The organism is Prochlorococcus sp. MIT 1300, assembly GCF_034092375.1.
GTDB lineage: Bacteria > Cyanobacteriota > Cyanobacteriia > PCC-6307 > Cyanobiaceae > MIT-1300.
On sequence record NZ_CP139302.1, the window covers coordinates 224,440 to 249,440 of the forward strand.

Consider the following 25,001-nt stretch of genomic DNA (forward strand, 5'->3'; position numbering starts at 1 on the left):
AGTCATTTTATTCGAGTAAGTCTATTTAAGATAAATGCCAAATCACTTTCTTGTTTAATTTCTATGAGAGATTCTTCAGCTTCAGGCTTTCTAAAATAGGAACTAAAGTTGAGTATATCCTCAACTCTATTTAATTCTCTAATTATGTCTTCATTATCAATATATTGTTGCTTGGCTTTCAGTATATATTCTGACCAGGCCTTCTTTGACTCAATCCAGAATTGCCTTTCATTAGATCTTGCTTTGAATCCAGTGGTTAATTGACTGTTAGCATAATTTAATAATTCAGATAATACACTATTTACTATAGTTGGTATAATAATAAAACAGAGAGTTAGGAACTGATTGAAGTTAAATAGGGCATTAGCAAGTATTGAAATACTTGCTAATGAGAGACATGTAAGTTGTGACTTGACCATTGCAATTTGCACTATGGAGTCCTCATTCTTATTCCCAATTTCTATTTGTATTTGAAGTACAAGTAGTAAAGATGTTATGAAGTAGATGACTGATGGAATGAGTTCTTCTAGGGTTTTAAGCCCCGTACTCAGATTAATCGTGATTATAAAAGTCCAAAAACAAATAAGGGGAAGCCATAATATACCAATTGATTTGTTAAACTTCATATACATCAAATATAATAATTATATACTAGTGATTCTAGAGGTTATTGAGTAGGTCTTTCTTCTTTTCTTCATATTCATCTTTGGATATAAGACCAGAGTCAAAGAATTCTTTTAGTGCGGTTAATTTCTGCTTAAGATCAGTTGAACCTTGGCTGGGTGATTGATTTCTTGCTGAAATCGTTTCTTTTGTCGGTTCAGTCATTGAGTCTGTGATACTTGATGCCATTTTTTGAGCAGCATTTATACCAAGACCTACTCCTAACCCACCAGCAAGTAAGTTCCCAGCCAAACCACCCTTTTGTTCAACAGCTTTGTCTAGTACATCAAGACTTCTTTCTTGCTGATAGAAACCCTTAGATTCATTAGCAGCCTTAGCTTTTATTCTTAGACTTGCTGCTTCGGCTAGGGTTTCTTTTATCTTCAAGTATTCTGGATTGTCACCAATAACTTCCATACCCTGGATATAAAAATCCATAAGTTTCACGCCAAACCTTGCAAAATCCTGATCTAATGACTCTTTTACCGATTCGGATGCTTCACCCAAATATGAGTCGATGGTGAAAATATCTATATTTTTTTGAATTACGCTATTAGCTATATAGTTTTTCACGTTTCTTTCTATGATTGGAATTAGAAAGGACTTCAAGCCTTCTTTCGTCATAGAAGAATTTTTTCCAACAATCTGCAGCACTAGTGAAGAGGAATCTTCAATTCTTAGAAGCAAAGAACCATATGATCCTAAAGGAACAATAAGTTCATGTATCTTGTCCCTCACCTGTGTTTGAAATCCCCATTTGTAGCTTGGTGAAGCTGTTTTTGTGACGAACCATATTTCAACAATGATTGGAGATTTATTGCTAAAGGATCTTTTAATAAGTCCTTCTATACCAGGAATATTTCCTGTCTCAACCGTATGCCTTCCTGGTTGAAGTATTTGTAGGAGTTGACCGTTTTCATAGATTAAAGCCTCTTCACTCTCATTTACAATAATTTGAGATCCAAGAGTGATTTCCCTTGAAGGATATTTCCAAACCAGGTTTTGATCACCATTGGGACTCTCAATTGTTACGATAGCCACAGCAGACCTAACTATTTTTAAGACCACCATACTATCTTTTATAAAGAAAAAACTTCTAAATGTTTAACAACTTAGAGTGTCTTCACTTTAATAAAACATGACTGTAAGTTAAATCAACTATGTAACTTCTGGTTAAATATACTATCAATAATCTTTTCTGACATTATTAAAGGCATAAATGCTTCTTGGTTTGAATTTCTATTCCTCAGGCTAAGGTGTCTGAAACCTTTTTATTATAGCTATAACTAGTATCACTAATACTGGTAATAACACCGAGTATTTAATGAGCAGTTCTGTGGATTCCTTTCTTAGCCTCTCTGACTTATAATTTTTTTCATTACCTTCGACAATAGTAGACAGTATTGATTTACACTCCTTAGTTATATCAATCTGATCTTCTCCTCCTATTAGCTTTGTAAAGCTATCTGTTGAAGCACCTAACCTTAAACCTTTCACTAGGTCCTCACATGCTTTCCCCCTTTCTTTCCAGTACCTCTCGACACCTCGCTCAAAATAAGCTTGTCCATTTAGCGGGTTGCGCCCAATTTCTTGATCTAAGTCTCTGATAGCACCTTGCCGATCCCCGAGTCTCCTTTTTTGAATTGCTCTTAATAAGTAAATATCTCTGAATCTATAACCTTCATCAACGTACAGGTTTGGCACCTTGATTTCGGCAATTCCATAGCTTGCTCCATATTCCTGGTTATTGCCTGCACTAATTATCCAGCTACCGTTATTATTTATACCTTCACTATTCTGATCATTTAGGTCTATCTTGCCATATAATGTGTTATTTTTGTTCTTAATACTTATATCAGGATAGCCAAGCCCCCAGTTGCTATACCTTAACCTATCTCCTGACTCCCATTCGAATTTTTGATTCTTATATCTTAAGCCTATCCAGTATTGTTTTGTTTGTTCATTTTTATATGATTTTGAGTTTCTGCCAAAAACTGTTTGTAACCACTTATTTTCGTTCCTATCGTTAATTGTGACAAGGTTGCCTCCTAGATCTTTAGAATTTTCACTTGCCTCTTCCCAAGTCGCTCCTTCGACTAAAACATAAGTTCTATCTCCTCTTGTATGACTGACTAAGTCCTTTATATTTGAGAGGTTCTTGTTGGCTCTAATTTCTTCTTGATTCAGTATACTTTCCAATCGGTTAAGGTCATTAATTGCACCTTTGTAGTCCTCTAGCCTAGCTTTAGCTTTACTTCTCCAATAATAACTATCTTTCGACTCTGACTTTTCATTTATTGAATAATTTAAATCTTCGATGGTACGAACATAATTCCCTAGTTCATAATGTATAAGACCTCTATTATAGAATGAAGCCAAGTCGTTATTAATTTCAATTTCCTTTGAATAGGATTGAAGCGCATTTTCCAACCTACCTTCACTCTGTTGTCTTAGACCTTCCTTCAGGTAGAAACCTTGTGGCCGTATCCCTTTGAGGATTCTTTGGGTGGAAGAATTTTCTAAACATTTATACTTACCATTTATCCTTTTAGCTTTACAAGAGTATCGAATTAACTCATCATCTTCAATCTTATATTCATATAATAGTGGTATTGCTTTGAGGATTGGCTTCGGTTTTTGTTGCCTTACCTTCTCGGGCTTGTTTAATCTACCCTTTACCTTATGGACAACACCATTAATATCAATGCGTTGGATCTGACCATTGGTTTTTATACAAAATCTATTTGTTAATTCCCCCGGTGTTATGAAGTCAGGACTGTTCCAGCATTGGCTAAGTGTTCTAAACTTATCGCTAGGTCCTGCATAACCAGGAAGCTGGTTTCCAACTCCTACCCCGAAAATTAATAGTATGCCTAAGGCCAATCCCTTTTTGCTATCCATATACTTTATTGAATTCTTACCAGTAAAGCATTTTTCTGCCTGTTTGAACAATGTAGACTACGCTTCTTAATTACTTAGAACAGTTAATCTTTTCTAGTATTTCACCTTAGTTTTGTTGATTGCTTTACTTCTCTACTTGGAGTATCTACTCCTTGTTAGTTCTTAACTCATTACTTATTTAACTCCCGTGCTAAGTTATTTATTATATTTATAGACTTAAATCCCTTTTTTACTTAGCTTTAATGCCCCTACATTAGCTATTTCTATTTTTAAATATTTATGCCTTGACATATCCTTGTCAGCGAATACTTCTTGATGTCAAGGTAATATATTTCCTTACTATTGATTTAATACATGTATCAAAAGCTACGTCCTTCTGACTTTTTTGCTCATGGATGTCTCGTGTTTACTCTTTGAACTAATGATGTCTCCAAGAACGTGTCTTAGTAGAAATAAAATGATCGTACTTTCTCCAGCTCACCTAAAAACATTTCATCTTTCCCAACCTAGGATCTGCCAGGCAAGGCCTTCCTTGGTGTAGGCCACAAGGTTAATAAATGATTACCGAATTCCATTTGAAGGCTTGTAGGAATTTCAAGCCCACGACCTTAAAAAACAAAGTCGCCTAATAGGAATTCCCTTGTCAACCATTAAATGCAGCGGTCATTGAGCTGATTTAACGATGATTCAAAGATCTTTAACTTAGGCGGAAAAGAAATTTGCAGTGGCCAGAATAGTAAAAATCCAAGCAACCGTTTTCTTTTGCTTCTGCCCAATTTGAGTCAATGGCTTGAAAGGATTGAGTTCCACGATTGCGAATAAATACCTAGTTACAGTTTACAACATGAACCATGCGGGACGCGAGTATTCTGATAATCCAAACCATAAGAGTTGTTTATTCCTGCCTTTAGCTTCCCTTTTGAATCGATTGAGTACGGGCAATTTTCAAGAAAAGGTCTTTATGAGTAATCAGGCTTTAGGTGGATCTACGAATGAAGTAGCATTTTCAGAATATTTAGTGTTTCAGGCTTTAAGGTTTTAACCTTCTTCTCAATTCTCTGGCACTTGAGAACTTGATGTAAAGGAATTATTGAGTTTGTTCTTTCTGAATAATTAGTTCAACAAGCTCTGTCTTTTTAAGTTTGTATAATTGTTGAGTACCAGCTAGTAAAAGCTTTAGTTCCTGGTTGGTTAATTTCATTAAATATTCACGCCTCTCTTTTAATAGAATATTATTAAGAGCATCAGGGCATGAAATGACTAATCCTATTAAGTCATTTCGATTAAATTTAGAGAGTATATCTGTACCGCTGAGGGCATTTTTCAAGTCATCGTCTGAACTCCTGTCTAGGACTTCAGCCCTTTTTAATGTCTCTAAACTGGTTTTGGTGGAAGGATCCTCTTTGATAGTTTCTTTTTTAAAGAGCTCTAAAAATTTAGACAATATATCAAATGTAAAAATGCCTAATAGTATAAAATGTCTTATTATACTATCGGTGTTTTCAGCTTTACTTGAGGATTTATTGATCATGCTCTGGTTTATTCTTTTAGCTAAAGAAGTAGGCTATTTCTGCAGCCTTTAAACCTTCCCAACCCGCATCCAGTAATCTTTTATTTAATGTCTCTTGATCAAAGTGTTTTGAGCCAGTGGCAATAATCTTTTTTCTCATAGCGACTCGAACACGACAGACGCGATCCGCCTCTTTTTGCATTACTTCCTTGTAGAAAGCAACCATATCCTTGGGTAATGGTGCTCCGCTGAGATCGATCCCATCGTCAATAGCGCGATCTATTGACTCAGGGACAGCGTCAAGTGCATCGGGCCCATCAATTGCTTCGGTGATGTTGAGATCCATGCTGTTGATGATTGCTCTTGTTAGGAGGGATGGCTGGGGTTGCAGAAGGTGTATCCCTACACCAAAATAACTCTTTAATCCTCTTTGTTAGTCCCATTAGCAGAGACTGGTGGTTGCTAAAGTACCAGTTTTAACTCTGACCTTGCCAGCATAACAATTTTGCTCAAAAATTCTCTAGATACTGTCCTCGGCTAGGTTATTCATTAAATCTATTCCAATTTTAGAGTTTCTACAAAATCCCCTTGCTAATTACCAGTAAACAATCAATAGCAATTAGGCTACTTTTTCCTTCTTTTAAATCCAGTTAGCTTTCTAATTTCTCTCCGATATGACTTGGACTTTTAGTGATATTCCCAACCAAAGTGGCAGAATTGTCCTTGTTACAGGGGCCAATAGTGGATTGGGATTTGAAACAACTAGAGCCTTACTAGAAAAAAATGCAACCGTAATTATGTGTTGCCGTAGTTTAGCAAAGGGAGAATTGGCTAGAAATAAACTATTACAAGAATTTGATTCCAATAATGTCTACTTAAAGCACCTTGAACTTTCCGATCTATCAAGCATCTTGAAACTTAAGGATGAAGTTAACATGCAATTTGGAGGTCTAAATCTGCTAATTAATAATGCAGGGCTTATGGCTATTCCTAGAACACTTACCAATTGTGGCCTAGAACTGCAATTTGCAGTAAATCATATAGGTCATATGGCTTTAACTCTTTGCTGCCTACCTTTATTAGTTCCTTTTTATGATTCTAGGGTTATAACAGTTTCGTCAGGTGCTCAATATATAGGAACAGTTAATTGGGAGGATCTTCATGGTGAAAACGGATATAATCGTTGGAAAGCCTATGCTCAGAGCAAACTTGCAAATGTAATTTTTGGAGTTGAATTAGATTATCGGCTCAAACAAAAAGATATAGGAGTTAAATCTCTTTTGGCTCATCCAGGCCTGGCTTTAACAAACCTCCAGCCTGCTTCCCTTGAATTAAGTGGATCTTTTTTCGAAAAGTTTGCTTATGATCTTACGAAACCCTTATTTCAAAGTGCTCGCAATGGTTCGTTGCCTCAGCTAAGAGCAGCAACTTCTCCTAATGTAACTGGGGGCGAGCAATTTGGCCCAAGGTTTTCTATAAGGGGGTTTCCTGTCATCTGTCCAATCGCCGAGTTTGCTCTAAAGGTTGAAAATAGAGTAAGGTTTTGGGAAATAAGTAAGAGGATCCTTTCCGATAATGGATTCACTTATGACAAATCCCTAGGACTATGACTCTTGAGGAACACTCTGTATTTCCAAGTGCATCAGCGGTGGTAGGTATTATTTTGCTTTGGATTGGACTTATGGTCAGGTTCGAGTTCCAAATTAATATTCAGGATCAGAGTGAATGATCAATTCCTTGAATGATTCACTATAAGCTTATAAGTAAGCAAAATTTTAACTACCAATAATTAAGAGTTATTGTTCACTTTTTTAGGCTACTAATATACTAATTACTCTTTGGGCTTGATGAATTAAGTTACTTTTTCTTTGATTTCTTTGCTGATTTTGGCTCTAATACGCTTAGCAATGTCTCCATTTCAGTCATCACGGTTCTAACCTCGCCTGGGTCTGGAAGAGTCTGTTGCTCAGTAACCCCAGCATGCATAATCCTAAGTTCCTTACGCAGTTGCTTGAGGTGATTCTTTACCAGTTCACGTTTTTCACTTGCTGTAGGAGCCATTGATCAAATTGTTGTAATGAATTTATCTTCAACTGATTATAGCCTGGAAATGGTTATTCATCACTTGGGATTTTGTTCTTTCAGCCAATCTTTTAAATTGATTTTTCTTTTGAATTAATTTGTTAGAGTTGAGTCTGTAATCAGTTAGATTTTAAGACAAATGGATCTCAATTAGATTGGACAAGATACTTTAACTATCTTTTTACATCATGGGCACAACCATCTCCTTCGTACTTTTCACTGTCATAATATCCATTCCTTGTACCGAAGTAGGCGGTGATCAGGACAAATGGAAGAGAAATCCACACTAGAATGATTGATAGACTCATGAGAAATCGACCCTGGGATGATTAAATCGAAGGTTAAACTAAGCTATTTTGAAACATTAGCAATAGTTTGAAAGGAATGTTTTTCTCCGTTAAGGGGTGCCAATTCTTTTTGTTATTGCTTTTATAGAGGTAAATGGGTGACTTTTGGTTACTCAACATAAAACTCGATTTTTCGAGGAAGCAGACTCAATGAATCAAAAAAAACAGACCTCAATTACGCAGAGCAAGAACAGATGGCTCTCGAGATGGCTTGAACCTGAAACAATTCCTGCAGTACTACCTCGTTCCAAGACAGGCCAACTTGCTTTAAGAGCTAAGTTGGCAAACATTGACGCCGAAAGGGCCGTGGAAAGGGCTTACCAGGCGGAGATTCTTCGTGCTAAGGCCATTACCGATGCGATGTTCAAGTCCGGCAAAGCGCTTAAATATTCGATCAGAAGCTCTATGAGGCAAATTTTGCTATACACCGAGTCAGCACGAAGAAGTTTTGAGCCTGGCTATAGAAATTAGTGAACTGAAATCCCTCGATTCAATCTCTCAGAACTTCTATCCCCAAAAATCCATACGAAAATATTTGGTGTTCTATTGCTGATATGACCTAACAATCACTACAAAAATCTAATAGGTTTCTTCTCCTTTAAACTAATTGGAACCTTGGTTGGAAGAGTAGCTGTTGAGGTTTTGTCTACCTTTTTTGGCTTTCCATTTAGACAACTTCAACTAGCCTGGAAGTTCGCCCCTGTACTAGTAGGAACTCCTTAGCTACAAGGTTAAATTATAATTTTGAATGTTTTCTGAGATGGCCTGAGATTTTATTAGACTTTATATAATGCCAAGATAAATCATGTTCGTAGCACTATCTAATGGTTCATCGTCTGGACTAACTAGTGTTACTTCCCTCTAGGTATGAGTGGAGATCATTAACGACCCAAATAGGCCTATCCTTTCTGCACTTAAGCCAAGCAAGCCCTAAAAGAGCTTCTATTGCTTCTTGCTTTCTGGGGATAAGACAGCTTTTTGCTTTATTGAAGCGAATGTTTTTTTTGTCTGTCATGGCTGGTCCTCCTTAAGCTTGAAAATCCCTATTAGAGGATGAGCTCTCTATGCTTTAGCTCCATTTTTAAAGGCCACAGAGGTTTCCCTAAGTAGTTCACGAATGCCTAGAACGGCAAAAATACAAAGTGTTCCTCCTATTGCTGCAGGTACAAAAGTTTGGATTTGTAGAAAACCATCTTGATAATTCATTTGAATTCTCCTGGCTGATGTTGGAGGAAAACTCTTGTTTAAGAGTCTTTGTCTCCTTTTACTTGATAGAGCTTGCTAGAGAGCTCTAGGCTCTACAAATGGTCTAGTCAAAACATTTTTATTTGTCTATGAGAATAACCACTCACCTTGATTGATTTGTGCATTCGTTGGATCAAACCCTGGTTTGGTTCGCAGAATTGAGTTGTTAAATGCTGCTAGACAATCTGCTATGGAGTCTGTTGAGGTGTAAGTTAATCATTATTAATCGGCTTGAGATAGCTCTGTTCTTCTATATAAGGAGCTGCTGATGCTTCTATAAGCTTTCTAAATGCGAGACCCTCTTTCCTTATTGCATTAACTGTAATTTTAAGTGATTGTCTTTTAAACTTTTCTAGACGATCTAGCTGAACTTTTGCAGAGGCGAGATCGTTGCAATATAAGGAAAGGTGGTCGCAACAAACTCTAAATAACCAACCTGTATCTCCCTTGTAGCAATTGATCGTACCTCCCTGTTTGCTTACATAAACAGGCTTTTTAGCCATTATTAATCCTCATCAATTAGATGTACAGCTACACATTTCTGAACGCATTCTACATCCTCACCACCTAACCAATAGCATTCAGTAATACAATCGAAGTATGAATCAAATGAGTCTTTTTCTTTCTCTATCAAAATTTGTTTTTCATTTTCAGACATTGTTCCTCCTACGTTAGATCTTTATACATTTACTATGTTTTTGTGAAAGTGGAAAGTTTTGATTAAGACATATAAACTTCCTAAGTCTAATCACCTAGGTGTTATTTGCTATTGGCGGCCCTGAAAAGATTTATTGAAGTGTTGAGATTTGATGTTCTATTTCTGGAAGTATTATCCCTTTCTTGTTAAAGTAATAAATTAGAATGTGTGTTTATAATGAAGAATATTAAAGTTCACCACCACTGCAAAATCTCAGAGCTAGGGCCAGCTCTATTTCATTGTTTTTATAATTGCTTTTAATCAAATTGTTTGACTTAAGGTACTGCTTTGCTCCTTCTACACATTGACCTTGAAGCCTTGCATTCTTTATAACTGGATCAATATATACCGTTGCTAATAAAATTATGAATATAAGTTGTAAGGTTTTTTTGTTTTCAGAGATTAACGCTTTAGTTCTCTTTCTGCTTTTCAAGAAGGTGCGTAACCAGTTGTCTGGAAGGCCGATCTGGACAAAAAGGATTTCAACCCAGAAAGGTAGTTTGCTTTCGTTCTTGACTCCTTTCAGTGCAGGAGCAGACTTTGAGGATGAGGAACTTGAATTTCCATCTTTTTTCATGTGTGACCAACGCTTGCTAGGGATGTCCTGCTAATAAACCCATGAATATATATGGTTCGTGACGTTTTAGTTCATTGCATTTGTTGCAGAGAGAGCATGGAGGCCTTTATTCAATTTGAAACTTTATGAACGACTCTGCTGAGTTTTCCAGCAACCATAGGGAAGCGTATGGCATATTTGTGGAGTTCAATTCTTTCGTTTAGTGTTACTTGTTCACCTTTTTCTAGCCGTTCAATTAGTTTTTCTAGCCTTAGACGGGTTGTCGTAGTAAGCATCATTGCTGGGTACAACCATTTACTCACCATATTTAGCGAAGCTGCCTCTAATAGACAAGAGTTTGATTTTCATATGCTGTAAGTGCGTTTAGTTTTCCATGTCGAACGTATCGTGAGCTTGGAGGGCTATACGTAGGTGTGACTCGAGTGCCCCGAGGGCCATCATTGCTCGTTGCTTTCTACCTTCACCAAGGTGTTTGTGGTTGATTTTCAATGTCTTAATGAGTTCCTTGCTGAGACTGGACCAATTAAGGAGCAATTCTTCGAACTCTATAAGCTCCTCAGAGCAATTAGTGTTTTGTTGATCTGAATGGTGGTGTTCTTTCTGGGCTGATTTCAAAAGGTTTTGAAGTTGTTTGTGGCTGATTGATTGTGGGAGATAACTCTTTTCACTCATGACTTATTCGGTTATTGACCTGTACTTTATCGAACGATCTTGTCTGATTGCCAGTAGTGCATTTGTCGGGATGACCGACCATGGACATAATAGAGTATTAATTTTGTGTCGCTTAAGGCCAGATATTAATTGACTTTTGTCAGTTTTTAGAGCTTATCAGTTTCTATTAAGTTGTTCAATCAACTTTTTTAGATACTGATTTATTGGTTTGTAGGGGTTTAATTCCATTTGGTTGAATAAAGAAAAGGTTTGTTGTTCCTATGGTTTCTAGCTTGCATACACCCCAAGCATTAACCAAATATTGGATGGGTCAATGGCTTGAATTTGTTGCATCACCCCACTGCCTTTGGTTATCTCAATAAGTGCTAGACCTGAGACTCCAAGCATCGCAAGCCTGCCATTCAGCCTTTCGGCAAACTTAAATCGACTTTCTTTCATGGCTGAGGATAATTACCTATATTTAAATCCTACACCATTATGAGGAAAAATACCTAGTCAGCCTCTCCCCCCTTTTTTTGGCGGTTGTCATTGCAACCTTTTATCCCTTTTTGTTCACCAGCTTTTCAATTAGGTCGTCTGGCTCTGGCTTACTCGAGGGGCAGTTAATGTCTTCTTAGAAACAGGCCCAAAAAAGGGAGACCTTTTTGCCTCCCTTTTTTGGGATTTACGTTGAGCTTTTAAGTTAGGTGACCTGGAGAAATAGAAAATAGAACTTATCGATCCTTTGCGAGTGCTCCTATCGCATAATTTGCGACAAATCCAACGGCGAGAAGAGCGACTATTCCTGTAGCAACCTGGCTGATGTCTAGACTCTTATTGGCCTCCGAGGGAACTGTGTCAATGCTTGTTCCAACAATATCCTTTTGGGGCTGTGAGAATGTCTGTACTGCCTGAGTTGTATGTGGTTCCCAGATATGGGCCTTGCTAGGAGTCGCTGGAGCCAAGAGGCTGAATGCTGTGATAGATGCGGCAAGTAGAGCTTTCATTCTTTGAGATAGTCTTCATCCATAAACTAATCATGAAACCGTAAAGCGTCAGCATTTGAGCCTAGGTTTTCTATTGAATAGATCAGAGCAGTTTTCTACAGCCACCCAACTATAAACTTTGCCCTTTTTTGAGGTGTATTTTTCAAGGCATCTGTTCCTATCAGAAAGATCCTTATACACACAAGTGCTTAAAATTCATTTAATATTTACGTGACCATCTGTTCGATTGTCTGTTTTTTATGACTATTGACAAACCTCATGAAACTCCCATATTTCCTTGTATTCGTTATTAATCTTTGATTAGTACCTATTTATTATTTCTATATAAGTGTCTTTTGAACAGAGATATTCGCTCTTGCGTTAACCTGATCGACAGGATGCCCAAGATTCAATGCCGAAAAAACGCAGGAAATTGAACCGTGACATGGAAAAGGAGATAGCCACAATAAAAAAACAAGTTGAGTTGATAACTGCAATGATCAATGATATTGAGGATGAGAGTTTACAGGTAGAATATCGACAAGGATTTGAACAGGCTCATGTCACCTGTATTTACCTTTCGAATGAGTATGATTCTCAGGGCTTCACTGAAGAGACACAGGCCGCTTTGTTTTTGTATAAGGAATTGATAAAGAAATTTGAAAGTGAGTATGAGATGTAAATAATAGAATTGACTTTATTCCGAAATGATCCACGAACAATTTGACTCTTGGGAGGTTAATAGCTACTGATAAGTGCCCACAGATACAAAGTTAAGTTTGCCGTTACAGCTATTAGAACTGAGATAAACTTCTTACTCATAGTCACTAACCTTAGTATGGTTCCTTTGCAATTAAACATTTTGTCGCCTGTAATCAAGTATCTGTCAGGCGATGAAGACACTGGACTCACTTAATGATAATATTGTCTTCCAACGACTAACCTCTTTCTTAGACCATTACAAAGAAATCCTTTATTGAGGCCCAATAAGTCCGACACCATATTCTCTATTCCCTATTGTAATACTATCCATTTCTCTATTTTGTTTCTTCAATGCTTAGGCTAATTTAAATTCGAATCCCATTTTTTATTTAACAATTGCAAAATACTTCTAAAAAACAGTTGATTGCATCCTCGTCAGGATGGGTTGCTGCTGTTCTTAATCTTATCCCTGGTCTAGGCGCCGGATACATATACCAGAGGCGCTGGAGAGCATATTGGCTAGCTATTTTGGCGAACTTTCTCCTTATATTTCTGGGTTTTGTAAATGAGATAGGTTTGGACCCTTCAGACCCCGCACCTTCCCAACTTTCTGAATACAGGTTTTGGACCCTTTTGATTGTCTCGTCGATCACATCAATAGAAGCATCTTTTTCTGTTAGGAACTCACGAATTACCCCAACAAAAAATGAATAAATTTCCTACCTCAACTTCAAAAAACCAATCTTTGCAAGGTAGGGGGCCTCTTTTTTAAATCAGCCTTTCTAGACCGTTTTCCCTTGTGCAACATAAAAATTCAATAAAATAATCTATGTGCAATTATAGTACAGGTGTACTGGTGACTGGTATGGCTGTAGCCGTTTTTTTGACCGTTCAAGTAGGTGATTATGTGATTGTTTCTGAGGCTTGTGATTTACATTCCGATGGATGGTGGTTGGGGCAGGTGCTTTTTGTTCAAGGGGGTGCCAGAAAATCTGAGCATCAAACTTTATTCCAAGTGGCCAATATTGATACAGGTGTGATCCATTGGATAAATGCTGACTTAGTTATAAATAAATTTTCTGCTTAGGATATTTGAATTTACTTAAGAGCATTTAAAGAATGTATTTTGTTTTTTGGGAATCTCAAATTTATTATCCTATGAATGTAGCTAATAAATTGTGGAGTTTTAGGTTTTTCTCTGATAAAAGGCAACTGGATTGAGTCTGGTAAATAAATTGGAACTTAAATTTTACCTGAATCAAGTAGAGCTGGTGAGAATGGTTTGAAAATTATGCCCAGTGCATTCTACTGGGAACAATTACTGTCTTTACTTTTAATTTTTAGGTTTATTGAGTTTCTTCTTTTTATTTGTTTCTTGTTAGACATAAATGAACATTACGCTAATTGTCATGAGCTGGTTTATTAGAAGAGTGAAATTTATACGAGAAGCTGATTTATCTAGTCATTACCAGTCTCTTTCATCCCAATCAATTGATGTATAAAGGTGGTTTATATCATTGCTTTTGTATGGTTTTTCAGTGTTTGTTGGCATTGTTGGCATAACAGATTCATCTTTAGGGAGTTGAAGCCATCCGGATTTCCACTTGTTTGTTAGCTTCAGTTCTTTAAGGCTGACGCGAAGGGTCGTTTTAGCATCAAGAACTGCGACCATCTCGATCCAACGATCCCTGCCTTTTCCTCCATAATTTAAGGCTACGAAGTGCCGGAATCCGTTTCTAGGTGTTGTGCTGGTCCATGATTTATTTGGTGGCCATTTCATGTTGACTTGGTTTGGATGCTTTTAATGTTTAATTGGATTTTGCATTGACAAATAGAGTTATGGTTTCTATTTTTCGAAAATTTTTAGGATTTTTTCTACTCTTTCCTCCAATTCCGATTTACCCAAGATGGTAATAATGAATACCTCTTGAGCGGAGGTACCTCGTCTTGCAAGGATTTTGTATCCACCGAGTATGGATGTGGATATTCGTAAGCGAAGTTTAGGCGATTGACCTTTGACTCTTTTTATTTCACCGGGAGTAATGGTTTTAATTCCCGGATCGTTGGAAAGTGCCTTAAGGACTGGGATAAGCCCCTTTATGTATGTGCTGTGAGTAATTACGACCCTTCCCAAAACATTTACTTCGTCAAGTAGTGGCAGAAATTAGCGAAAGTAGCTACGAAAAAGAAGTAGTGGGCAATGAAAATGCTTAAGTCAACAGAGTCACTACTCCGAACGCTGACTGGTCCATTGGGGGACTGTTGCGGGCCAGAGGCAGAGTTGCTTAAAGTTGAAATACATGGAGACGAGGTGCGAGGTACAGCTCTCTGCCCAGGGAAGGTAGTGAAATTTGTACTTGATGCCCAGTCAAGAAGGTTAAAAACAGAAGATATTTTGAAAGTAGCAAAACCAAAAATTTCTATGAGAAGTAGCATATAATTGAAATTTATAATATGATTAGATAGTCTTAAATATTAGTAATGCCTTGGTCTTTTAAGGATAGTTGTTTGTAAGCAAATAATAATTCAATGCTTTTCATGATTTCGTATTTGTTTTCCCAAAATATAATTTTCTAGGTTTTATTGGCTAACATCTTTCAATTGGAGCCATTGTCAACCCTTTGCTTAGTAATTGTTGGTGATAAAGCTCAGCTTGTTCTAAAGGACCGCACCAGACTTCAGCAGATCCTTCTTGGTCAATTTTTGTCGCGAGAGTCCAGGCTCTGTCTTCTGTCATTCCTGGGATGATTTTTGTAAGGCTCTCGACAACGTGATCAAAAGTATTGATATCGTCATTGAGGACTATTACGCGTGCTTCTGGGTAGCGTTGCGACTCCTTTTGACGTTCAAGGAGGGTGGTACCACTAGGAGCAGCGAATGACATGACTGCGTAACAACAAGAGGTCTGCGGTGATGTGATCCTATAGGCTTATGAATATTTGATTGAACAAATGCTATTCACGTTTGCCTGGGCTGCATTGGCTGCAGTATTTAGTTTTTCAATAGCAATGGTTGTTTGGGGGCGTAACGGCGACGGATCAATTAATTTCTAAAGTGTTACAAGACCTCCCTTTTACTGTAGGCAATCAGACGCTTGCGGTTACTGCAATTAGCTTGTTGGTTTTTGTAAGCCTTTCAGTTCTTTATTTAACTATTGTGGAACGACGGGATAAACGTCGTCGAAATAATTCAAATAATTGATCCGTCAAATAAAATCAATCTGTGATATTCAGAGTTTGCTTATATAATATCTTTAGGAATGATGAGCCAGGTACCTTATATTTAGAATGTATAACTTATCTAAATAGACTTGCTGTTAGTGATTCAGGACCTAGCTTTTCAACGTTTGTTCCTTGAGAAATTCTCTCTTTCTTTCTTTTTTCTAGTTCCTTGGCATCTTTTATCAAATCCATTGCTTGAGCCATCCTTTCTAGGTTTGATGAATACAGATTAAGGTCTTTTTCTATTCGTGATTTGGGGACACCAATAGATTCTAAAAGTTCAATGGTTATTTGATTTAGCACCTTTTCGTCATGTAGGTCTTTATCTGAGGTGTTGCTTAGCAAAGTTATTAGACCAATGGCCTTGATACGCGAATAGTGGAAATTGTCAGGGGTGAAAGCCTTGTGACTCTCTAACAATCCTAATGGGAGGTCATTGCTGTTGTTTCTGATAGATGTTTTGACTTGTTCTAATTTGCACGTCTTCACCGCTTCAAGAGCTTTTGTCGATTGATCCCTTATTGATCTGTGTTCGAACCCATTACATTCACATAGAGCCCTTAGCAAGGGCTCTAAATGGGATTCTGGGCGATACCCCCTCATAAAGGTGTTAAAAGCTTGACTTACTCCAATTGCAAAAAAGACATCTGGTTTAAAGCTCCTTTGATGGCTCAGGAGATGCAGTTCAACCAATAGTTCATCGCAGAAACCTCTGTATAGAGCTGGTATTACATAGGGAAATGCTTTATTGAAAGCACGCTTGCTATCTGAGATGGTCTTGTGGTCATTCAAGTGTCTTGCCGGATTCAATTCTCTTTTGACCATAGCTCTGTTGATCCCGCCGTTAAGATCGTGGAAACCGATCAGTGACACATGATCCCGATTGTGATTGAAGAGTCGGGCCGAGGAGAAAGGGCCTTTGATATTTACTCAAGACTGCTTCGAGAGAGAATTATTTTTTTAGGGGAGCCTGTAACTAGTGACTCTGCTAATCGAATAGTCGCTCAACTCCTTTTTCTAGAAGCTGAGGATCCTGATAAGGATATTTACCTGTATATAAATTCTCCAGGGGGTTCCGTTTATGACGGACTAGGGATTTTCGATACTATGCAGCATGTAAAACCTGACATACAAACAGTCTGTGTTGGTCTTGCGGCAAGCATGGGGGCTTTTTTACTTTGTGCAGGGGCTAAGGGAAAACGTAGCAGTCTTCAACATTCTCGAATAATGATTCATCAGCCACTTGGTGGAGCAAGAGGCCAGGCTAGTGATATTCGTATTCAGGCCGATGAAATTTTATTTCTCAAAGACCGATTAAATAAGGAACTTTCAGATCGAACTGGTCAGTCTCTTGATCGTATTCAGGAAGATACAGATAGGGATTTCTTTATGTCCCCTTCAGAGGCTGTAAATTATGGTTTGATTGATAGTGTTATAGATAAGAGGCCTGTAAGACCTGTTTAGCTAACAAAAAACTTTATATCTAATTAATTTTTTATTAGATTTAATTTAATTGTCTAATTACTAAAGAATTGGAGCTGTTCTCTCTTTGTCAGGTATATCTACATATTTAGAGACTACATCTTTGAATTCTTCTCCATCTATTGTCTCTTTTTCGATTATAAGTTCTACCAACCTATCCATTAATTCTCTATGAGGTTTTATTAATTCAATTGTCTCTTGGTAGGAGGTTTTTACCATTCGCCTAATTTGCTCGTCTATTTGTTTAGCAATTGCATCAGAAATATCAGACCTGGTCATTAAATCTCTGCCAAGAAATACTTCTTGGCTACTGCCTTCGAGAGATACAGGACCGAGATCACTCATGCCAAATCTTGTGACCATCTGCCTTGCCATTGAGGCAACTTGTTGAATGTCTCCTCCTGCTCCGGTTGTTACCTCAGCGTGCCCAAAGACTAAATCTTCAGCAGCTCTACCTCCTAAGGCCCCCATTATTCTTGCTTTTAATTGTGCTCGACTGACCAAGGTTTGATCTTCATCTGGGGAGAACCAAGTGAGACCTTGGGCCTGACCTCTAGGAATAAGAGTTACTTTTTGAACTGGGTCATGAGCCTTAACTAGTGTGCCTACAAGCGCATGTCCTACTTCGTGATAGGCGATTAATCTTTTACTTCTGCCATCTGTTAATGGTTGACCTTCCATCCCGGCAATTATTCTATCAACAGCATCATCTATTTCAGTAAGAGTTATATGGTCTTTTCTTCTTCTTGCGGTGAGGATTGCTGCTTCATTCAACAAGTTCGCTAGATCGGCACCAGTAAAGCCAGGTGTTCTTCTTGCAATGCTTTCAAGAGATAGACTTTCCTCTAGCTTCTTGTTCCTTGAATGAACCTTAAGAATAGATAACCTGCCTTTTATATCTGGTGCATCTACTGTGACTTGTCTATCAAATCTTCCAGGACGCATTAACGCAGAGTCAAGTACATCAGGACGATTTGTAGCTGCAATAATGATAATTCCACTATTACCTTCGAAACCATCCATTTCAGTTAATAATTGATTTAGTGTTTGTTCCCGTTCATCATTGCCTCCTCCAATCCCAGCACCCCGCTGTCGTCCAACTGCATCAATTTCGTCAATAAATATCAAGCATGGGCTGTTTTCTTTGGCTCTTTTAAATAAATCTCTGACTCTACTTGCACCAACTCCAACGAACATTTCAACAAATTCTGAGCCAGATAGTGAGAAAAATGGAACTCCGGCTTCTCCGGCAATGGCTTTTGCTAAAAGTGTTTTACCTGTTCCTGGTGGTCCTATTAAAAGTACGCCTTTGGGAATTTGTGCTCCGACAGATGTAAACCTTTCAGGTTGTTTTAGGAAAGTAACTACCTCTTGAAGGTCTTGCTTGGCTTCAGATACGCCAGCAACATCATCAAATTTGACACCTGTATCAGCATCCATTGCAAAACGTGCCTTGGTTTTGCCAAATTGCATTGCCTGCCCAGGACCTCCTGGCATTGAATTAGACCTTCTAGCCAGCAGGATCAGGCCCCCTATCAGTAGTAGCGGGAATAGAAGATTTCCAAGTATTCCTAATGCTGGAGGCGTTGTTCTAACTGGATGGATATCAAAGCTTATGCCTTCTGTTTTTAACGTATTGATTAATTCTGGAGCTAGTCCTGGTAAGTCGACTCGTAGCCTTTGAACCCTATTGTCAAGATCTGGATCTACAGCTTCTACTACTGCGTTCCTTCCCCCTTCATAAATGTCTACTGAGGTGACTCTGCCGGACTCTATATAGTCCAGGAAGCGTCCGTAGCTCATCCTTCCCACAGCTGTATTCATTGGGACTGCAGCAGGTGAACTTGACTTGAGGTTCTTGACTTCAGAGCTTCCGAGTACTTGCCAAAACAGAAGAATTCCCATTGCTAGTGGGATGAGCCATAGAGCAATAATTCTCCAACGCTGATTCATGGAACTTCTGAATTTAGTTCGACTGTAAATGCATAGAAGTTCAAATCGCGTGTTTTTTCAGCTAAATGGAAATGGATACTAAAACGCTGGTTCCTGTCTCAACAGCTATGCGTGGCCTCTAGAAGCCTTGGAAAGCGTTATGCCTGGTTTAAATGGGGGTTAAAATGAATGTCATTATTTGGTAGGTACTAAGTAAATATTGTTTTGTTTAGCTGTACGAACAGATTTTAAGAATTCTATGTTTAATTGATCAAATAAATTTGCACTGAAATTAATATTAGAGGCTTCTTAAAGCAACAATTGGATCAAGAATGGCAGCTCGTCTCGCAGGAACAACTCCAAAGAATAGTCCAATGGTTCCTGATAAAGTTACTGTGATTAATATTGTGACTCCGCCAATTGTTGCTGGTAAAGGTGTTAGTGCTGCGACTGTAGATACAGCACCTATTCCTACAAATGTTCCTATTACTCCACCGAAGCTGGAAAGTATAAGTGATTCTATAAGGAATTGAATTAGTACATCGGAACTTCTTGCTCCTAAGGCTTTTCTTAGTCCGATCTCCTGGGTACGTTCACTTACAGCAACGAGCATTATATTCATAATGCCTATCCCTCCTACAAGTAGAGAAATACCTCCTATTGCGGCTAACATAAGAGTAAGTCCTCCAGTAATCGTACTTACAATCTTTAGAGCATCTTTTTGTGATCTAACAGCAAAATCATCATCTCTAAGGATCTTATGGCGCTGTCTAAGTAAGTTGGTAATTTGAAACTTGGCAGCACCAGTACTCTCACTATTTATAGCTTCTACACTAATAAAGCTTAGGCTAATCCCATAGGTTGGGTCTCTTCCTGTTAATCTACTAACCATTGTAGTTAAAGGGATATATGCATTTTCATCTTGATTATTACCAAACACAGCCCCTTTGGGCTCCATAACCCCAATGACTTTAAATGATTGGTCTTTTATTCTTAGGTTTTCACCCACTGCGCTAGAAACCGGATAAAGTTTATTTTTAAGGTCAGGACCTATGACAACTACATTCCTTGCTGCACGAAGATCTTGATCTGTTATGAATCTACCGTTGGCAATTTCAAAGCTTCTAACAGGTAGAAAGTCTGGTGTAATACCAGAAATTGAACTAGTTGTACTTCTTGGCCCTATTTGTACTACCTCGTTAGAGCTTATTTGTGGAGCAACTCTTTTAATGGAAGGTACTTGTTCTTTAATAGCGTTTGAATCTTCTAGTATTAGGTTCCTAGGAAATGCTACTCCACGTCGCCTTGTATCATTATTGCCGGGAACTACGAAAAGGACATTTGCCCCCAGATTACTTAATTGACCTTCTGCCAGATTTTGAGCTCCTCTACCAACTCCTACAAGAGTTATTACAGAAGAGTTTCCAATAATTATGCCCAACATAGTTAAAAAACTGCGAAGTCTGTTCGACCTCAAAGTTTTTGTGGCCATACCTATCGATTCTACAAGTGGCAGCTTGCTTGCCATATAGATCAAAGAATGTTGTTAATTGCTGACTCTTTATCTACATCATTACTCACTATTGCGACTTTTATGAGATCTGTCGATCCACTTACACCAGTGAGAGTCCCTGCTGTCTGAACAGCTAGATCGCCTTGTTTAAGTAAGCCCATTTGCTTAGCTATAGCCATGGCCTTGCTAAATGTTTTAGAGCTACTTTCATTCGCTGGGATTAATAACGGAGAGACTCCCCAAACTAGTTGCAATCTCCTAGCAACTGCAGATTCACTGGTTATTGCGAGGATTGGAGTGGGAGGCCTGAATTTGCTTACGTTATGAGCAGTCGCCCCGCTTTTGGTGAGGGGAAGTATTGCACTAGCATTTAGTTGCCTAGCAATACTGCTAACTGCAGCACTAATAGCATTAGGAATTGTGCTTGCTAGATGGCTATCAATAGGCCTTTGTGGGTATTCCCTTTCAATGCGTTTTGCGATAGTTGCCATTGTTTTCACCGCCTCTACCGGGTAATCACCTACAGCGGTTTCATTTGAAAGCATTACTGCATCTGTTCCGTCAAGAATTGCATTAGCAACATCACTTACCTCTGCTCTTGTTGGTCTAGGACTTGCTGCCATTGAGTCGAGCATTTGTGTAGCTGTAATTATTGGGATGCCAAGACTATTTGCTTTGCGGATTAGATCTTTCTGTAAAAGCGGAACTTCTTCTGCTGGCATCTCAACGCCTAGGTCTCCTCTAGCAACCATTACTCCATCACAAAGTGGAAGTAGGGCATCTATTTGGTCAATGGCTTCGAACTTTTCGATTTTTGCTACGACAGGCGTTTTGTGTCCTAGTTCTCTTATTAGATCTTTTATCTCTTGCATATCTGAGGGATTCCTTACAAAACTAAGTGCAATCCAATCAACACCTTGCTTTAATCCAAATTCTAAGTCTTCTTTATCTTTTCTTGTAAGAGCTCTAACTGATAGTTGAACGTCAGGGAAATTTACACCTTTGTTGTTTGATAGCACACCTCCAACAGTTACTGAACAGTGAAGAGTCTCATCATTAGTATTTATACGTTCAACTTTCATTTCCACTCGACCGTCATCCAAAAGTATTCTGCTTCCTACAGTTACTTCTTTGGTTAGATTCTTGTAAGTAACAGTAGCAATATTGCTGTCACAACTAACGTCTCGGGAAGTTAAGGCAAATTTGTCACCGCTGGAGAGGGTGATGGGTCCATCGGCAAATCTTCCTAGTCTTATTTTTGGGCCTTGAAGGTCCTGCAGGATCCCTATATGTATTCCCAATTCTTCAGAGGCTTTCCTTATCGTTTGGATTCGTTTTGAGTGTTCATGGTGATCGCCATGAGAAAAGTTCAGGCGAAAGGTGGTTGCCCCAGCCTTGATAAGTTCTTTGATGCGCTGCTCGCTTTCTGTGGCTGGACCGATTGTGGCAACGATCTTGGTTCTTCTCGTAACGTCTATCTTGGTCATTAATCGGACCTTAGATATCTCGAAAAATACCATCTAGGTGTCAAGTCCATAGCCTCAAACTTACTCAATGCTACCCATGGAACTAAACCATTATCAGATTAATGCCAGAAAGACGGCTTTATATCCAGATGTGGGCTTAAACCCTATCTATCCCACCCTTGGTTTGGCCGGAGAAGCTGGCGAAGTCGCTGACAAAGTTAAAAAGGTTATTCGAGATCGCGGAGGTGTTTTCGATGATGAAACTAGGCAAGCAATAAAGCTTGAACTGGGAGATGTCCTTTGGTATGTCGCTCAATTGTCTAGTGAGCTGAACTTCTCCTTAGAAGAGGTAGCAAGAGCTAATTTAGTTAAACTTGAAAGTAGAGCAAAGCGGGGCTTGATCTCCGGTGAAGGAGACCAGAGGTGAGACGATAAGAGAAGAATATGCTTGAAAATACACAATTATGATATCTATTATTGTTTTTAATATAGAGGAAAAACTTAATTCTTGCTCAATCTCTATTAGATTTGAGTTCTAATATGGTGGTTAGTTGTAGTAAACCATTGAACTGTTTAATGCAGTCATCGTTGCTCTACTTAATAAAGATTGCATCAGCTGTAAAGCTAGAAAGGCAAGTAGGGGTGAAAGATCTAACCCTCCTAAAGGTGGTATTAGTCCTCTGAAAGCATTGAGATATGGATCTGTAATTGAGCTGAGATTGCTCAAAAGGGGATTGCTCCAGTCCAAATTGGGGAACCAACTAAGCAGGACTCGAACAAAGAGCAGTAACAAGTAAATAGATATTGTGCTGTAAAAGATCTGGAGGACCTTCGCGAGTATTTCTGTAGACATGAGAGTTACTCCTTACCAGTTGATGTTCACTCTATGCAGCCTGGGGTGGATCAGCTGCACTTAGATCAGGAATTACTGAGAATGTTCTATGGAATTTTTCTGAGAGTGTTAGCCAATATGACCTTCCTTCGCTTTGTCGTTTTCTTTCAACAAAGTTTTGGGCAAGTAACTCTTTGATGTGGTCATATGCTCCAGAACCGCGTAAATCAACCAAGTCAGATTGGAGAATCCTTTTTTTTAAAGCAATTGTTGCAAGAGTTCGCAGGGTTGCTGTTGAGAGGTCCACAGGGAGAAGATCCTTGACTAGTTCTCCAAGCCCTGGACGCAATTGAAGGCTGTATCGACCTTTGTGTTCATGTAAATCTAGTGCTGTATCTCTTTGTGCATACCCGGCCATCAGAGTAAGGAGACCTTCTTGAACTTGTGCTTCACTTTCATTTGTTAGCTCTGCCATCTCTTTCAGCCCAACCGGTCTGCCCTTGAGATAAAGAATGGCTTCAAGCCTTGCCGTTAAAGAGACAAACCTCTCCTCATCCAACAGTTCGGTTGAGGCCTCTATGGCCATTAATGAGCCTCAGTTGATTACAGAAAAAATAACGGCTCTAATCAGTTTGTCCACCTAAAAACAATTTGTATGCAGGGTTTTGGCTTTCCTCCCAGCTTCTGTAACCAACTTCATTAAGAAAATGCTTCCAGTCCTCCAGGTCGCTGTCTTTGACCAGAACACCAACCACGATCCGTCCTACATCTGCTCCATGGTTTCTGTAATGAAAAATGCTAATGCTCCAATCTGGACGAAGGTTATTAACAAATGCCATAAGGGCACCGGGCTTTTCAGGGAATTCAAATCTATATAGAAGCTCCTTAATCCCTTTACCAAATTTTGCTTTTGAGGCTTCTGGCAGTCTTCCTCCAACCATATGACGCAGATGCATCTTAGCTAGTTCGTCATCACTTAGATCTAGACATTTCAAACCATTTTTAGCTATATGTTTGCAGAGGTTTAAACGATCTTCAAGCCCATTTACTTGAACACCCATAAATATCTGGGCTTTGCTTGCTTCTGACATCCTGTAACTAAATTCTGTAAGGCTTCTGTTCCCAAGTATTTGACATAAATTTTTAAGGCTTCCAGCATGTTCTGAAATTTCTACTGCAAACATAGCCTCCCTTTCTTCACCAAGCTCTGCTCTTTCTGCAACGAATCTGAGCCTATCGAAGTTCATATTTGCCCCGCAGGCAACAGCAATAAGGTTTTTATTTGAGAGATTATTTTTAACAATGTCTGCTTTTAAGCCAGCTATTGCTAAAGCACCAGCTGGTTCAAGTATTGATCTTGTGTCTTCGAAGACATCCTTTATAGCAGCACATATTTCGTCGGTACATACTGTTACCATTGAATCAACATATTTTTGTGCAAGAGCGAAAGTTTCTTCCCCTACTTGTCTTACCGCTACACCATCAGCGAATAAACCTACAGAATCAAGTTCAATTCGTTTTCCAGCTTTCAAAGATCTTGTCATGGCGTCAGCGTCGTCAGATTCGACGCCTATTACCTTTGTTTCTGGCCAAAGACTTTTTACATATACAGCGATACCTCCTATTAGCCCTCCTCCTCCAACTGCAACATATATTGCATCAGGTGGGTTTTGACATTGACGAAGGATTTCAAGACCAATTGTTCCTTGCCCAGCAATTACTTCCGGGTCATCGAAAGGATGAATAAAAGTGAGGTTTTGTTGTTTACTTATTCTCTTAGCTTCCTCATATGATTCATCGTATGTTTCTCCAAATAGAATCACCTCTGCTCCAAGAGATTTAACTGCATTTATCTTCATCGCTGGAGTGGTAACAGGCATAACGATGAGAGCTCGACAATTCATTTGCAAAGCGCTTAGAGCTACCCCCTGGGCATGATTGCCAGCACTAGAAGCTATGACTCCATTACTTAATTCTGATTTGCTCAATTGAGCCATACGGTTATAGGCACCTCTTAACTTGAAGGAGAAGACTGGTTGGAGGTCTTCTCTTTTTAACCAGATTTGATTCTTAAGGCGGCGACTGAGATTTTTGGCTAATTCAAGTGGGGTTTCATGAGCTACGTCATAGACGCGAGCACGCAAAATCTTTTGTAGATAATCGTTCATAGGTACATTCTGACAACGCGTTCAAC

At 38.7% G+C, this 25,001-nt stretch carries 33 protein-coding genes; 9 read left to right on the forward strand and 24 right to left on the reverse strand.

Annotated elements, in window-relative coordinates; genetic code table 11:
• Positions 1 to 2 precede the first annotated feature (2 nt).
• The 5 genes from SOI83_RS01145 to SOI83_RS01165 form a co-directional block, all read right to left on the reverse strand.
• Entirely contained in the window at positions 3 to 431 is a 429-nt protein-coding gene (locus tag SOI83_RS01145; protein ID WP_320676762.1) for a hypothetical protein, read from the reverse strand.
• A 229-nt stretch (positions 432 to 660) separates the two neighbouring features.
• Entirely contained in the window at positions 661 to 1,734 is a 1,074-nt protein-coding gene (locus SOI83_RS01150) for an SPFH domain-containing protein (RefSeq protein ID WP_320676763.1), read from the reverse strand.
• Positions 1,735 to 1,914: 180 nt separating this feature from the next.
• Positions 1,915 to 3,564, reverse strand: coding sequence for a lectin-like protein (locus SOI83_RS01155; RefSeq protein WP_320676764.1), 1,650 nt, complete (start codon positions 3,562 to 3,564; stop codon positions 1,915 to 1,917).
• A 1,087-nt stretch (positions 3,565 to 4,651) separates the two neighbouring features.
• Positions 4,652 to 5,095: a hypothetical protein gene (locus SOI83_RS01160; protein ID WP_320676765.1), complete on the reverse strand. Its 444-nt coding sequence runs from the start codon at positions 5,093 to 5,095 to the stop codon at positions 4,652 to 4,654.
• Between the two features lie 16 nt (positions 5,096 to 5,111).
• Complete coding sequence (locus tag SOI83_RS01165; RefSeq protein ID WP_320676766.1) at positions 5,112 to 5,420, reverse strand: DUF4090 family protein; 309 nt, start codon at positions 5,418 to 5,420, stop codon at positions 5,112 to 5,114.
• A gap of 328 nt (positions 5,421 to 5,748) precedes the next feature.
• Here SOI83_RS01165 and SOI83_RS01170 point away from each other — a divergent pair, with 328 nt between their 5' ends.
• A complete protein-coding gene (locus tag SOI83_RS01170) occupies positions 5,749 to 6,684 on the forward strand; it encodes an oxidoreductase (protein ID WP_320676768.1) in 936 nt (311 codons plus the stop codon).
• Positions 6,685 to 6,931: 247 nt separating this feature from the next.
• Here SOI83_RS01170 and SOI83_RS01175 read toward each other — a convergent pair whose 3' ends face one another.
• Positions 6,932 to 7,135, reverse strand: coding sequence for a hypothetical protein (locus tag SOI83_RS01175; RefSeq protein WP_320676770.1), 204 nt, complete (start codon positions 7,133 to 7,135; stop codon positions 6,932 to 6,934).
• 518 nt (positions 7,136 to 7,653) lie between these two features.
• On the opposite strand from SOI83_RS01175, the gene SOI83_RS01180 reads away from it, so the two are divergent.
• Complete coding sequence (locus SOI83_RS01180; protein ID WP_320676771.1) at positions 7,654 to 7,974, forward strand: hypothetical protein; 321 nt, start codon at positions 7,654 to 7,656, stop codon at positions 7,972 to 7,974.
• A 370-nt stretch (positions 7,975 to 8,344) separates the two neighbouring features.
• Here the strand turns inward: SOI83_RS01180 and SOI83_RS01185 are convergent, their stop codons facing one another.
• The 8 genes from SOI83_RS01185 to SOI83_RS01220 all read right to left on the reverse strand — a co-directional run bounded on the left by SOI83_RS01185 (position 8,345) and on the right by SOI83_RS01220 (position 11,680).
• On the reverse strand, positions 8,345 to 8,518 hold the full coding sequence (locus SOI83_RS01185; RefSeq protein ID WP_320676772.1) for a hypothetical protein: 174 nt from the start codon (positions 8,516 to 8,518) through the stop codon (positions 8,345 to 8,347).
• A gap of 47 nt (positions 8,519 to 8,565) precedes the next feature.
• Positions 8,566 to 8,709 carry a hypothetical protein gene (locus SOI83_RS01190; protein ID WP_320676773.1) on the reverse strand — a complete coding sequence of 48 codons (144 nt, stop codon included), beginning with the start codon at positions 8,707 to 8,709 and terminating at the stop codon, positions 8,566 to 8,568.
• A 251-nt stretch (positions 8,710 to 8,960) separates the two neighbouring features.
• Entirely contained in the window at positions 8,961 to 9,251 is a 291-nt protein-coding gene (locus SOI83_RS01195; protein WP_320676774.1) for a hypothetical protein, read from the reverse strand.
• Positions 9,252 to 9,632: 381 nt separating this feature from the next.
• Positions 9,633 to 10,022, reverse strand: coding sequence for a hypothetical protein (locus SOI83_RS01200; RefSeq protein ID WP_320676775.1), 390 nt, complete (start codon positions 10,020 to 10,022; stop codon positions 9,633 to 9,635).
• A gap of 110 nt (positions 10,023 to 10,132) precedes the next feature.
• Positions 10,133 to 10,300: a hypothetical protein gene (locus SOI83_RS01205; protein WP_320676776.1), complete on the reverse strand. Its 168-nt coding sequence runs from the start codon at positions 10,298 to 10,300 to the stop codon at positions 10,133 to 10,135.
• Positions 10,301 to 10,385: 85 nt separating this feature from the next.
• On the reverse strand, positions 10,386 to 10,694 hold the full coding sequence (locus SOI83_RS01210) for an MATH domain-containing protein (protein ID WP_320676778.1): 309 nt from the start codon (positions 10,692 to 10,694) through the stop codon (positions 10,386 to 10,388).
• A 267-nt stretch (positions 10,695 to 10,961) separates the two neighbouring features.
• The gene (locus SOI83_RS01215; RefSeq protein ID WP_320676779.1) at positions 10,962 to 11,132 is read right to left on the reverse strand and encodes a chlorophyll a/b-binding protein; all 171 of its coding nucleotides are present in this window, start codon (positions 11,130 to 11,132) and stop codon (positions 10,962 to 10,964) included.
• Between the two features lie 275 nt (positions 11,133 to 11,407).
• On the reverse strand, positions 11,408 to 11,680 hold the full coding sequence (locus SOI83_RS01220; protein ID WP_320676780.1) for a hypothetical protein: 273 nt from the start codon (positions 11,678 to 11,680) through the stop codon (positions 11,408 to 11,410).
• 391 nt (positions 11,681 to 12,071) lie between these two features.
• Between SOI83_RS01220 and SOI83_RS01225 the strand changes: the two genes are divergently transcribed.
• The 3 genes from SOI83_RS01225 to SOI83_RS01235 all read left to right on the forward strand — a co-directional run bounded on the left by SOI83_RS01225 (position 12,072) and on the right by SOI83_RS01235 (position 13,448).
• On the forward strand, positions 12,072 to 12,341 hold the full coding sequence (locus SOI83_RS01225; protein WP_320676781.1) for a hypothetical protein: 270 nt from the start codon (positions 12,072 to 12,074) through the stop codon (positions 12,339 to 12,341).
• Between the two features lie 416 nt (positions 12,342 to 12,757).
• Complete coding sequence (locus tag SOI83_RS01230) at positions 12,758 to 13,075, forward strand: hypothetical protein (RefSeq protein ID WP_320676782.1); 318 nt, start codon at positions 12,758 to 12,760, stop codon at positions 13,073 to 13,075.
• Between the two features lie 115 nt (positions 13,076 to 13,190).
• Positions 13,191 to 13,448: a DUF3104 domain-containing protein gene (locus tag SOI83_RS01235; RefSeq protein ID WP_320676783.1), complete on the forward strand. Its 258-nt coding sequence runs from the start codon at positions 13,191 to 13,193 to the stop codon at positions 13,446 to 13,448.
• 378 nt (positions 13,449 to 13,826) lie between these two features.
• Here SOI83_RS01235 and SOI83_RS01240 read toward each other — a convergent pair whose 3' ends face one another.
• Together SOI83_RS01240 and SOI83_RS01245 are read right to left on the reverse strand one after the other, a co-directional pair.
• Complete coding sequence (locus SOI83_RS01240; protein ID WP_320676784.1) at positions 13,827 to 14,141, reverse strand: TIGR02450 family Trp-rich protein; 315 nt, start codon at positions 14,139 to 14,141, stop codon at positions 13,827 to 13,829.
• Positions 14,142 to 14,207: 66 nt separating this feature from the next.
• Positions 14,208 to 14,495 carry a DUF2103 domain-containing protein gene (locus SOI83_RS01245; protein WP_320676785.1) on the reverse strand — a complete coding sequence of 96 codons (288 nt, stop codon included), beginning with the start codon at positions 14,493 to 14,495 and terminating at the stop codon, positions 14,208 to 14,210.
• A gap of 66 nt (positions 14,496 to 14,561) precedes the next feature.
• Between SOI83_RS01245 and SOI83_RS01250 the strand changes: the two genes are divergently transcribed.
• Positions 14,562 to 14,801, forward strand: coding sequence for a hypothetical protein (locus tag SOI83_RS01250; protein WP_320676786.1), 240 nt, complete (start codon positions 14,562 to 14,564; stop codon positions 14,799 to 14,801).
• Between the two features lie 147 nt (positions 14,802 to 14,948).
• On the opposite strand, the gene clpS is transcribed toward SOI83_RS01250, so the two are convergent.
• Positions 14,949 to 15,245 (reverse strand): ATP-dependent Clp protease adapter ClpS, encoded by a 297-nt coding sequence (gene clpS / locus SOI83_RS01255; RefSeq protein ID WP_320676787.1) that lies wholly within the window; start codon positions 15,243 to 15,245, stop codon positions 14,949 to 14,951.
• 67 nt (positions 15,246 to 15,312) lie between these two features.
• Between clpS and petN the strand changes: the two genes are divergently transcribed.
• Positions 15,313 to 15,414, forward strand: a complete 102-nt coding sequence (gene petN / locus SOI83_RS01260) for a cytochrome b6-f complex subunit PetN (protein ID WP_320676788.1) — start codon at positions 15,313 to 15,315, stop codon at positions 15,412 to 15,414.
• Positions 15,415 to 15,657: 243 nt separating this feature from the next.
• Here the strand turns inward: petN and psb29 are convergent, their stop codons facing one another.
• Positions 15,658 to 16,455 carry a photosystem II biogenesis protein Psp29 gene (gene psb29, locus SOI83_RS01265; RefSeq protein WP_320676790.1) on the reverse strand — a complete coding sequence of 266 codons (798 nt, stop codon included), beginning with the start codon at positions 16,453 to 16,455 and terminating at the stop codon, positions 15,658 to 15,660.
• Between psb29 and clpP the strand changes: the two genes are divergently transcribed.
• Complete coding sequence (clpP, locus tag SOI83_RS01270) at positions 16,456 to 17,046, forward strand: ATP-dependent Clp endopeptidase proteolytic subunit ClpP (RefSeq protein WP_320676791.1); 591 nt, start codon at positions 16,456 to 16,458, stop codon at positions 17,044 to 17,046.
• 60 nt (positions 17,047 to 17,106) lie between these two features.
• Here clpP and ftsH read toward each other — a convergent pair whose 3' ends face one another.
• From ftsH to pyk, 3 genes are all read right to left on the reverse strand, one after another.
• Positions 17,107 to 19,017: an ATP-dependent zinc metalloprotease FtsH gene (gene ftsH / locus SOI83_RS01275; protein ID WP_320676792.1), complete on the reverse strand. Its 1,911-nt coding sequence runs from the start codon at positions 19,015 to 19,017 to the stop codon at positions 17,107 to 17,109.
• 277 nt (positions 19,018 to 19,294) lie between these two features.
• Positions 19,295 to 20,524: an ABC transporter permease gene (locus tag SOI83_RS01280; protein WP_320676793.1), complete on the reverse strand. Its 1,230-nt coding sequence runs from the start codon at positions 20,522 to 20,524 to the stop codon at positions 19,295 to 19,297.
• 5 nt (positions 20,525 to 20,529) lie between these two features.
• Positions 20,530 to 21,996, reverse strand: coding sequence for a pyruvate kinase (pyk, locus tag SOI83_RS01285; protein ID WP_320676794.1), 1,467 nt, complete (start codon positions 21,994 to 21,996; stop codon positions 20,530 to 20,532).
• A gap of 76 nt (positions 21,997 to 22,072) precedes the next feature.
• Here pyk and SOI83_RS01290 point away from each other — a divergent pair, with 76 nt between their 5' ends.
• Positions 22,073 to 22,402, forward strand: coding sequence for a nucleoside triphosphate pyrophosphohydrolase family protein (locus SOI83_RS01290; protein ID WP_320676795.1), 330 nt, complete (start codon positions 22,073 to 22,075; stop codon positions 22,400 to 22,402).
• Between the two features lie 120 nt (positions 22,403 to 22,522).
• On the opposite strand, the gene SOI83_RS01295 is transcribed toward SOI83_RS01290, so the two are convergent.
• The 3 genes from SOI83_RS01295 to ilvA are packed head-to-tail and all read right to left on the reverse strand — an operon-like array spanning position 22,523 to position 24,975.
• Positions 22,523 to 22,828, reverse strand: a complete 306-nt coding sequence (locus SOI83_RS01295; protein WP_320676796.1) for a YggT family protein — start codon at positions 22,826 to 22,828, stop codon at positions 22,523 to 22,525.
• Positions 22,829 to 22,859: 31 nt separating this feature from the next.
• Positions 22,860 to 23,393: an SMC-Scp complex subunit ScpB gene (scpB, locus tag SOI83_RS01300; RefSeq protein WP_320676797.1), complete on the reverse strand. Its 534-nt coding sequence runs from the start codon at positions 23,391 to 23,393 to the stop codon at positions 22,860 to 22,862.
• 37 nt (positions 23,394 to 23,430) lie between these two features.
• On the reverse strand, positions 23,431 to 24,975 hold the full coding sequence (gene ilvA / locus SOI83_RS01305) for a threonine ammonia-lyase, biosynthetic (protein WP_320676798.1): 1,545 nt from the start codon (positions 24,973 to 24,975) through the stop codon (positions 23,431 to 23,433).
• Positions 24,976 to 25,001 lie beyond the last annotated feature (26 nt).

Bases quoted from the DNA above. Each gene is read 5' to 3' on its own strand.
- SOI83_RS01150 (WP_320676763.1), bottom strand. From the start codon at position 1,734: ATGGTGGTCTTAAAAATAGTTAGGTCTGCTGTGGCTATCGTAACAATT.
- SOI83_RS01155 (WP_320676764.1), bottom strand. From the start codon at position 3,564: ATGGATAGCAAAAAGGGATTGGCCTTAGGCATACTATTAATTTTCGGG.
- SOI83_RS01160 (WP_320676765.1), bottom strand. From the start codon at position 5,095: ATGATCAATAAATCCTCAAGTAAAGCTGAAAACACCGATAGTATAATA.
- SOI83_RS01165 (WP_320676766.1), bottom strand. From the start codon at position 5,420: ATGGATCTCAACATCACCGAAGCAATTGATGGGCCCGATGCACTTGAC.
- SOI83_RS01170 (WP_320676768.1), top strand. From the start codon at position 5,749: ATGACTTGGACTTTTAGTGATATTCCCAACCAAAGTGGCAGAATTGTC.
- SOI83_RS01175 (WP_320676770.1), bottom strand. From the start codon at position 7,135: ATGGCTCCTACAGCAAGTGAAAAACGTGAACTGGTAAAGAATCACCTC.
- SOI83_RS01180 (WP_320676771.1), top strand. From the start codon at position 7,654: ATGAATCAAAAAAAACAGACCTCAATTACGCAGAGCAAGAACAGATGG.
- SOI83_RS01185 (WP_320676772.1), bottom strand. From the start codon at position 8,518: ATGACAGACAAAAAAAACATTCGCTTCAATAAAGCAAAAAGCTGTCTT.
- SOI83_RS01190 (WP_320676773.1), bottom strand. From the start codon at position 8,709: ATGAATTATCAAGATGGTTTTCTACAAATCCAAACTTTTGTACCTGCA.
- SOI83_RS01195 (WP_320676774.1), bottom strand. From the start codon at position 9,251: ATGGCTAAAAAGCCTGTTTATGTAAGCAAACAGGGAGGTACGATCAAT.
- SOI83_RS01200 (WP_320676775.1), bottom strand. From the start codon at position 10,022: ATGAAAAAAGATGGAAATTCAAGTTCCTCATCCTCAAAGTCTGCTCCT.
- SOI83_RS01205 (WP_320676776.1), bottom strand. From the start codon at position 10,300: ATGATGCTTACTACGACAACCCGTCTAAGGCTAGAAAAACTAATTGAA.
- SOI83_RS01210 (WP_320676778.1), bottom strand. From the start codon at position 10,694: ATGAGTGAAAAGAGTTATCTCCCACAATCAATCAGCCACAAACAACTT.
- SOI83_RS01215 (WP_320676779.1), bottom strand. From the start codon at position 11,132: ATGAAAGAAAGTCGATTTAAGTTTGCCGAAAGGCTGAATGGCAGGCTT.
- SOI83_RS01220 (WP_320676780.1), bottom strand. From the start codon at position 11,680: ATGAAAGCTCTACTTGCCGCATCTATCACAGCATTCAGCCTCTTGGCT.
- SOI83_RS01225 (WP_320676781.1), top strand. From the start codon at position 12,072: ATGCCGAAAAAACGCAGGAAATTGAACCGTGACATGGAAAAGGAGATA.
- SOI83_RS01235 (WP_320676783.1), top strand. From the start codon at position 13,191: ATGTGCAATTATAGTACAGGTGTACTGGTGACTGGTATGGCTGTAGCC.
- SOI83_RS01240 (WP_320676784.1), bottom strand. From the start codon at position 14,141: ATGAAATGGCCACCAAATAAATCATGGACCAGCACAACACCTAGAAAC.
- SOI83_RS01250 (WP_320676786.1), top strand. From the start codon at position 14,562: ATGAAAATGCTTAAGTCAACAGAGTCACTACTCCGAACGCTGACTGGT.
- clpS (WP_320676787.1), bottom strand. From the start codon at position 15,245: ATGTCATTCGCTGCTCCTAGTGGTACCACCCTCCTTGAACGTCAAAAG.
- petN (WP_320676788.1), top strand. From the start codon at position 15,313: ATGCTATTCACGTTTGCCTGGGCTGCATTGGCTGCAGTATTTAGTTTT.
- clpP (WP_320676791.1), top strand. From the start codon at position 16,456: ATGATCCCGATTGTGATTGAAGAGTCGGGCCGAGGAGAAAGGGCCTTT.
- ftsH (WP_320676792.1), bottom strand. From the start codon at position 19,017: ATGAATCAGCGTTGGAGAATTATTGCTCTATGGCTCATCCCACTAGCA.
- SOI83_RS01280 (WP_320676793.1), bottom strand. From the start codon at position 20,524: ATGGCAAGCAAGCTGCCACTTGTAGAATCGATAGGTATGGCCACAAAA.
- pyk (WP_320676794.1), bottom strand. From the start codon at position 21,996: ATGACCAAGATAGACGTTACGAGAAGAACCAAGATCGTTGCCACAATC.
- SOI83_RS01290 (WP_320676795.1), top strand. From the start codon at position 22,073: ATGGAACTAAACCATTATCAGATTAATGCCAGAAAGACGGCTTTATAT.
- SOI83_RS01295 (WP_320676796.1), bottom strand. From the start codon at position 22,828: ATGTCTACAGAAATACTCGCGAAGGTCCTCCAGATCTTTTACAGCACA.
- scpB (WP_320676797.1), bottom strand. From the start codon at position 23,393: ATGGCCATAGAGGCCTCAACCGAACTGTTGGATGAGGAGAGGTTTGTC.
- ilvA (WP_320676798.1), bottom strand. From the start codon at position 24,975: ATGAACGATTATCTACAAAAGATTTTGCGTGCTCGCGTCTATGACGTA.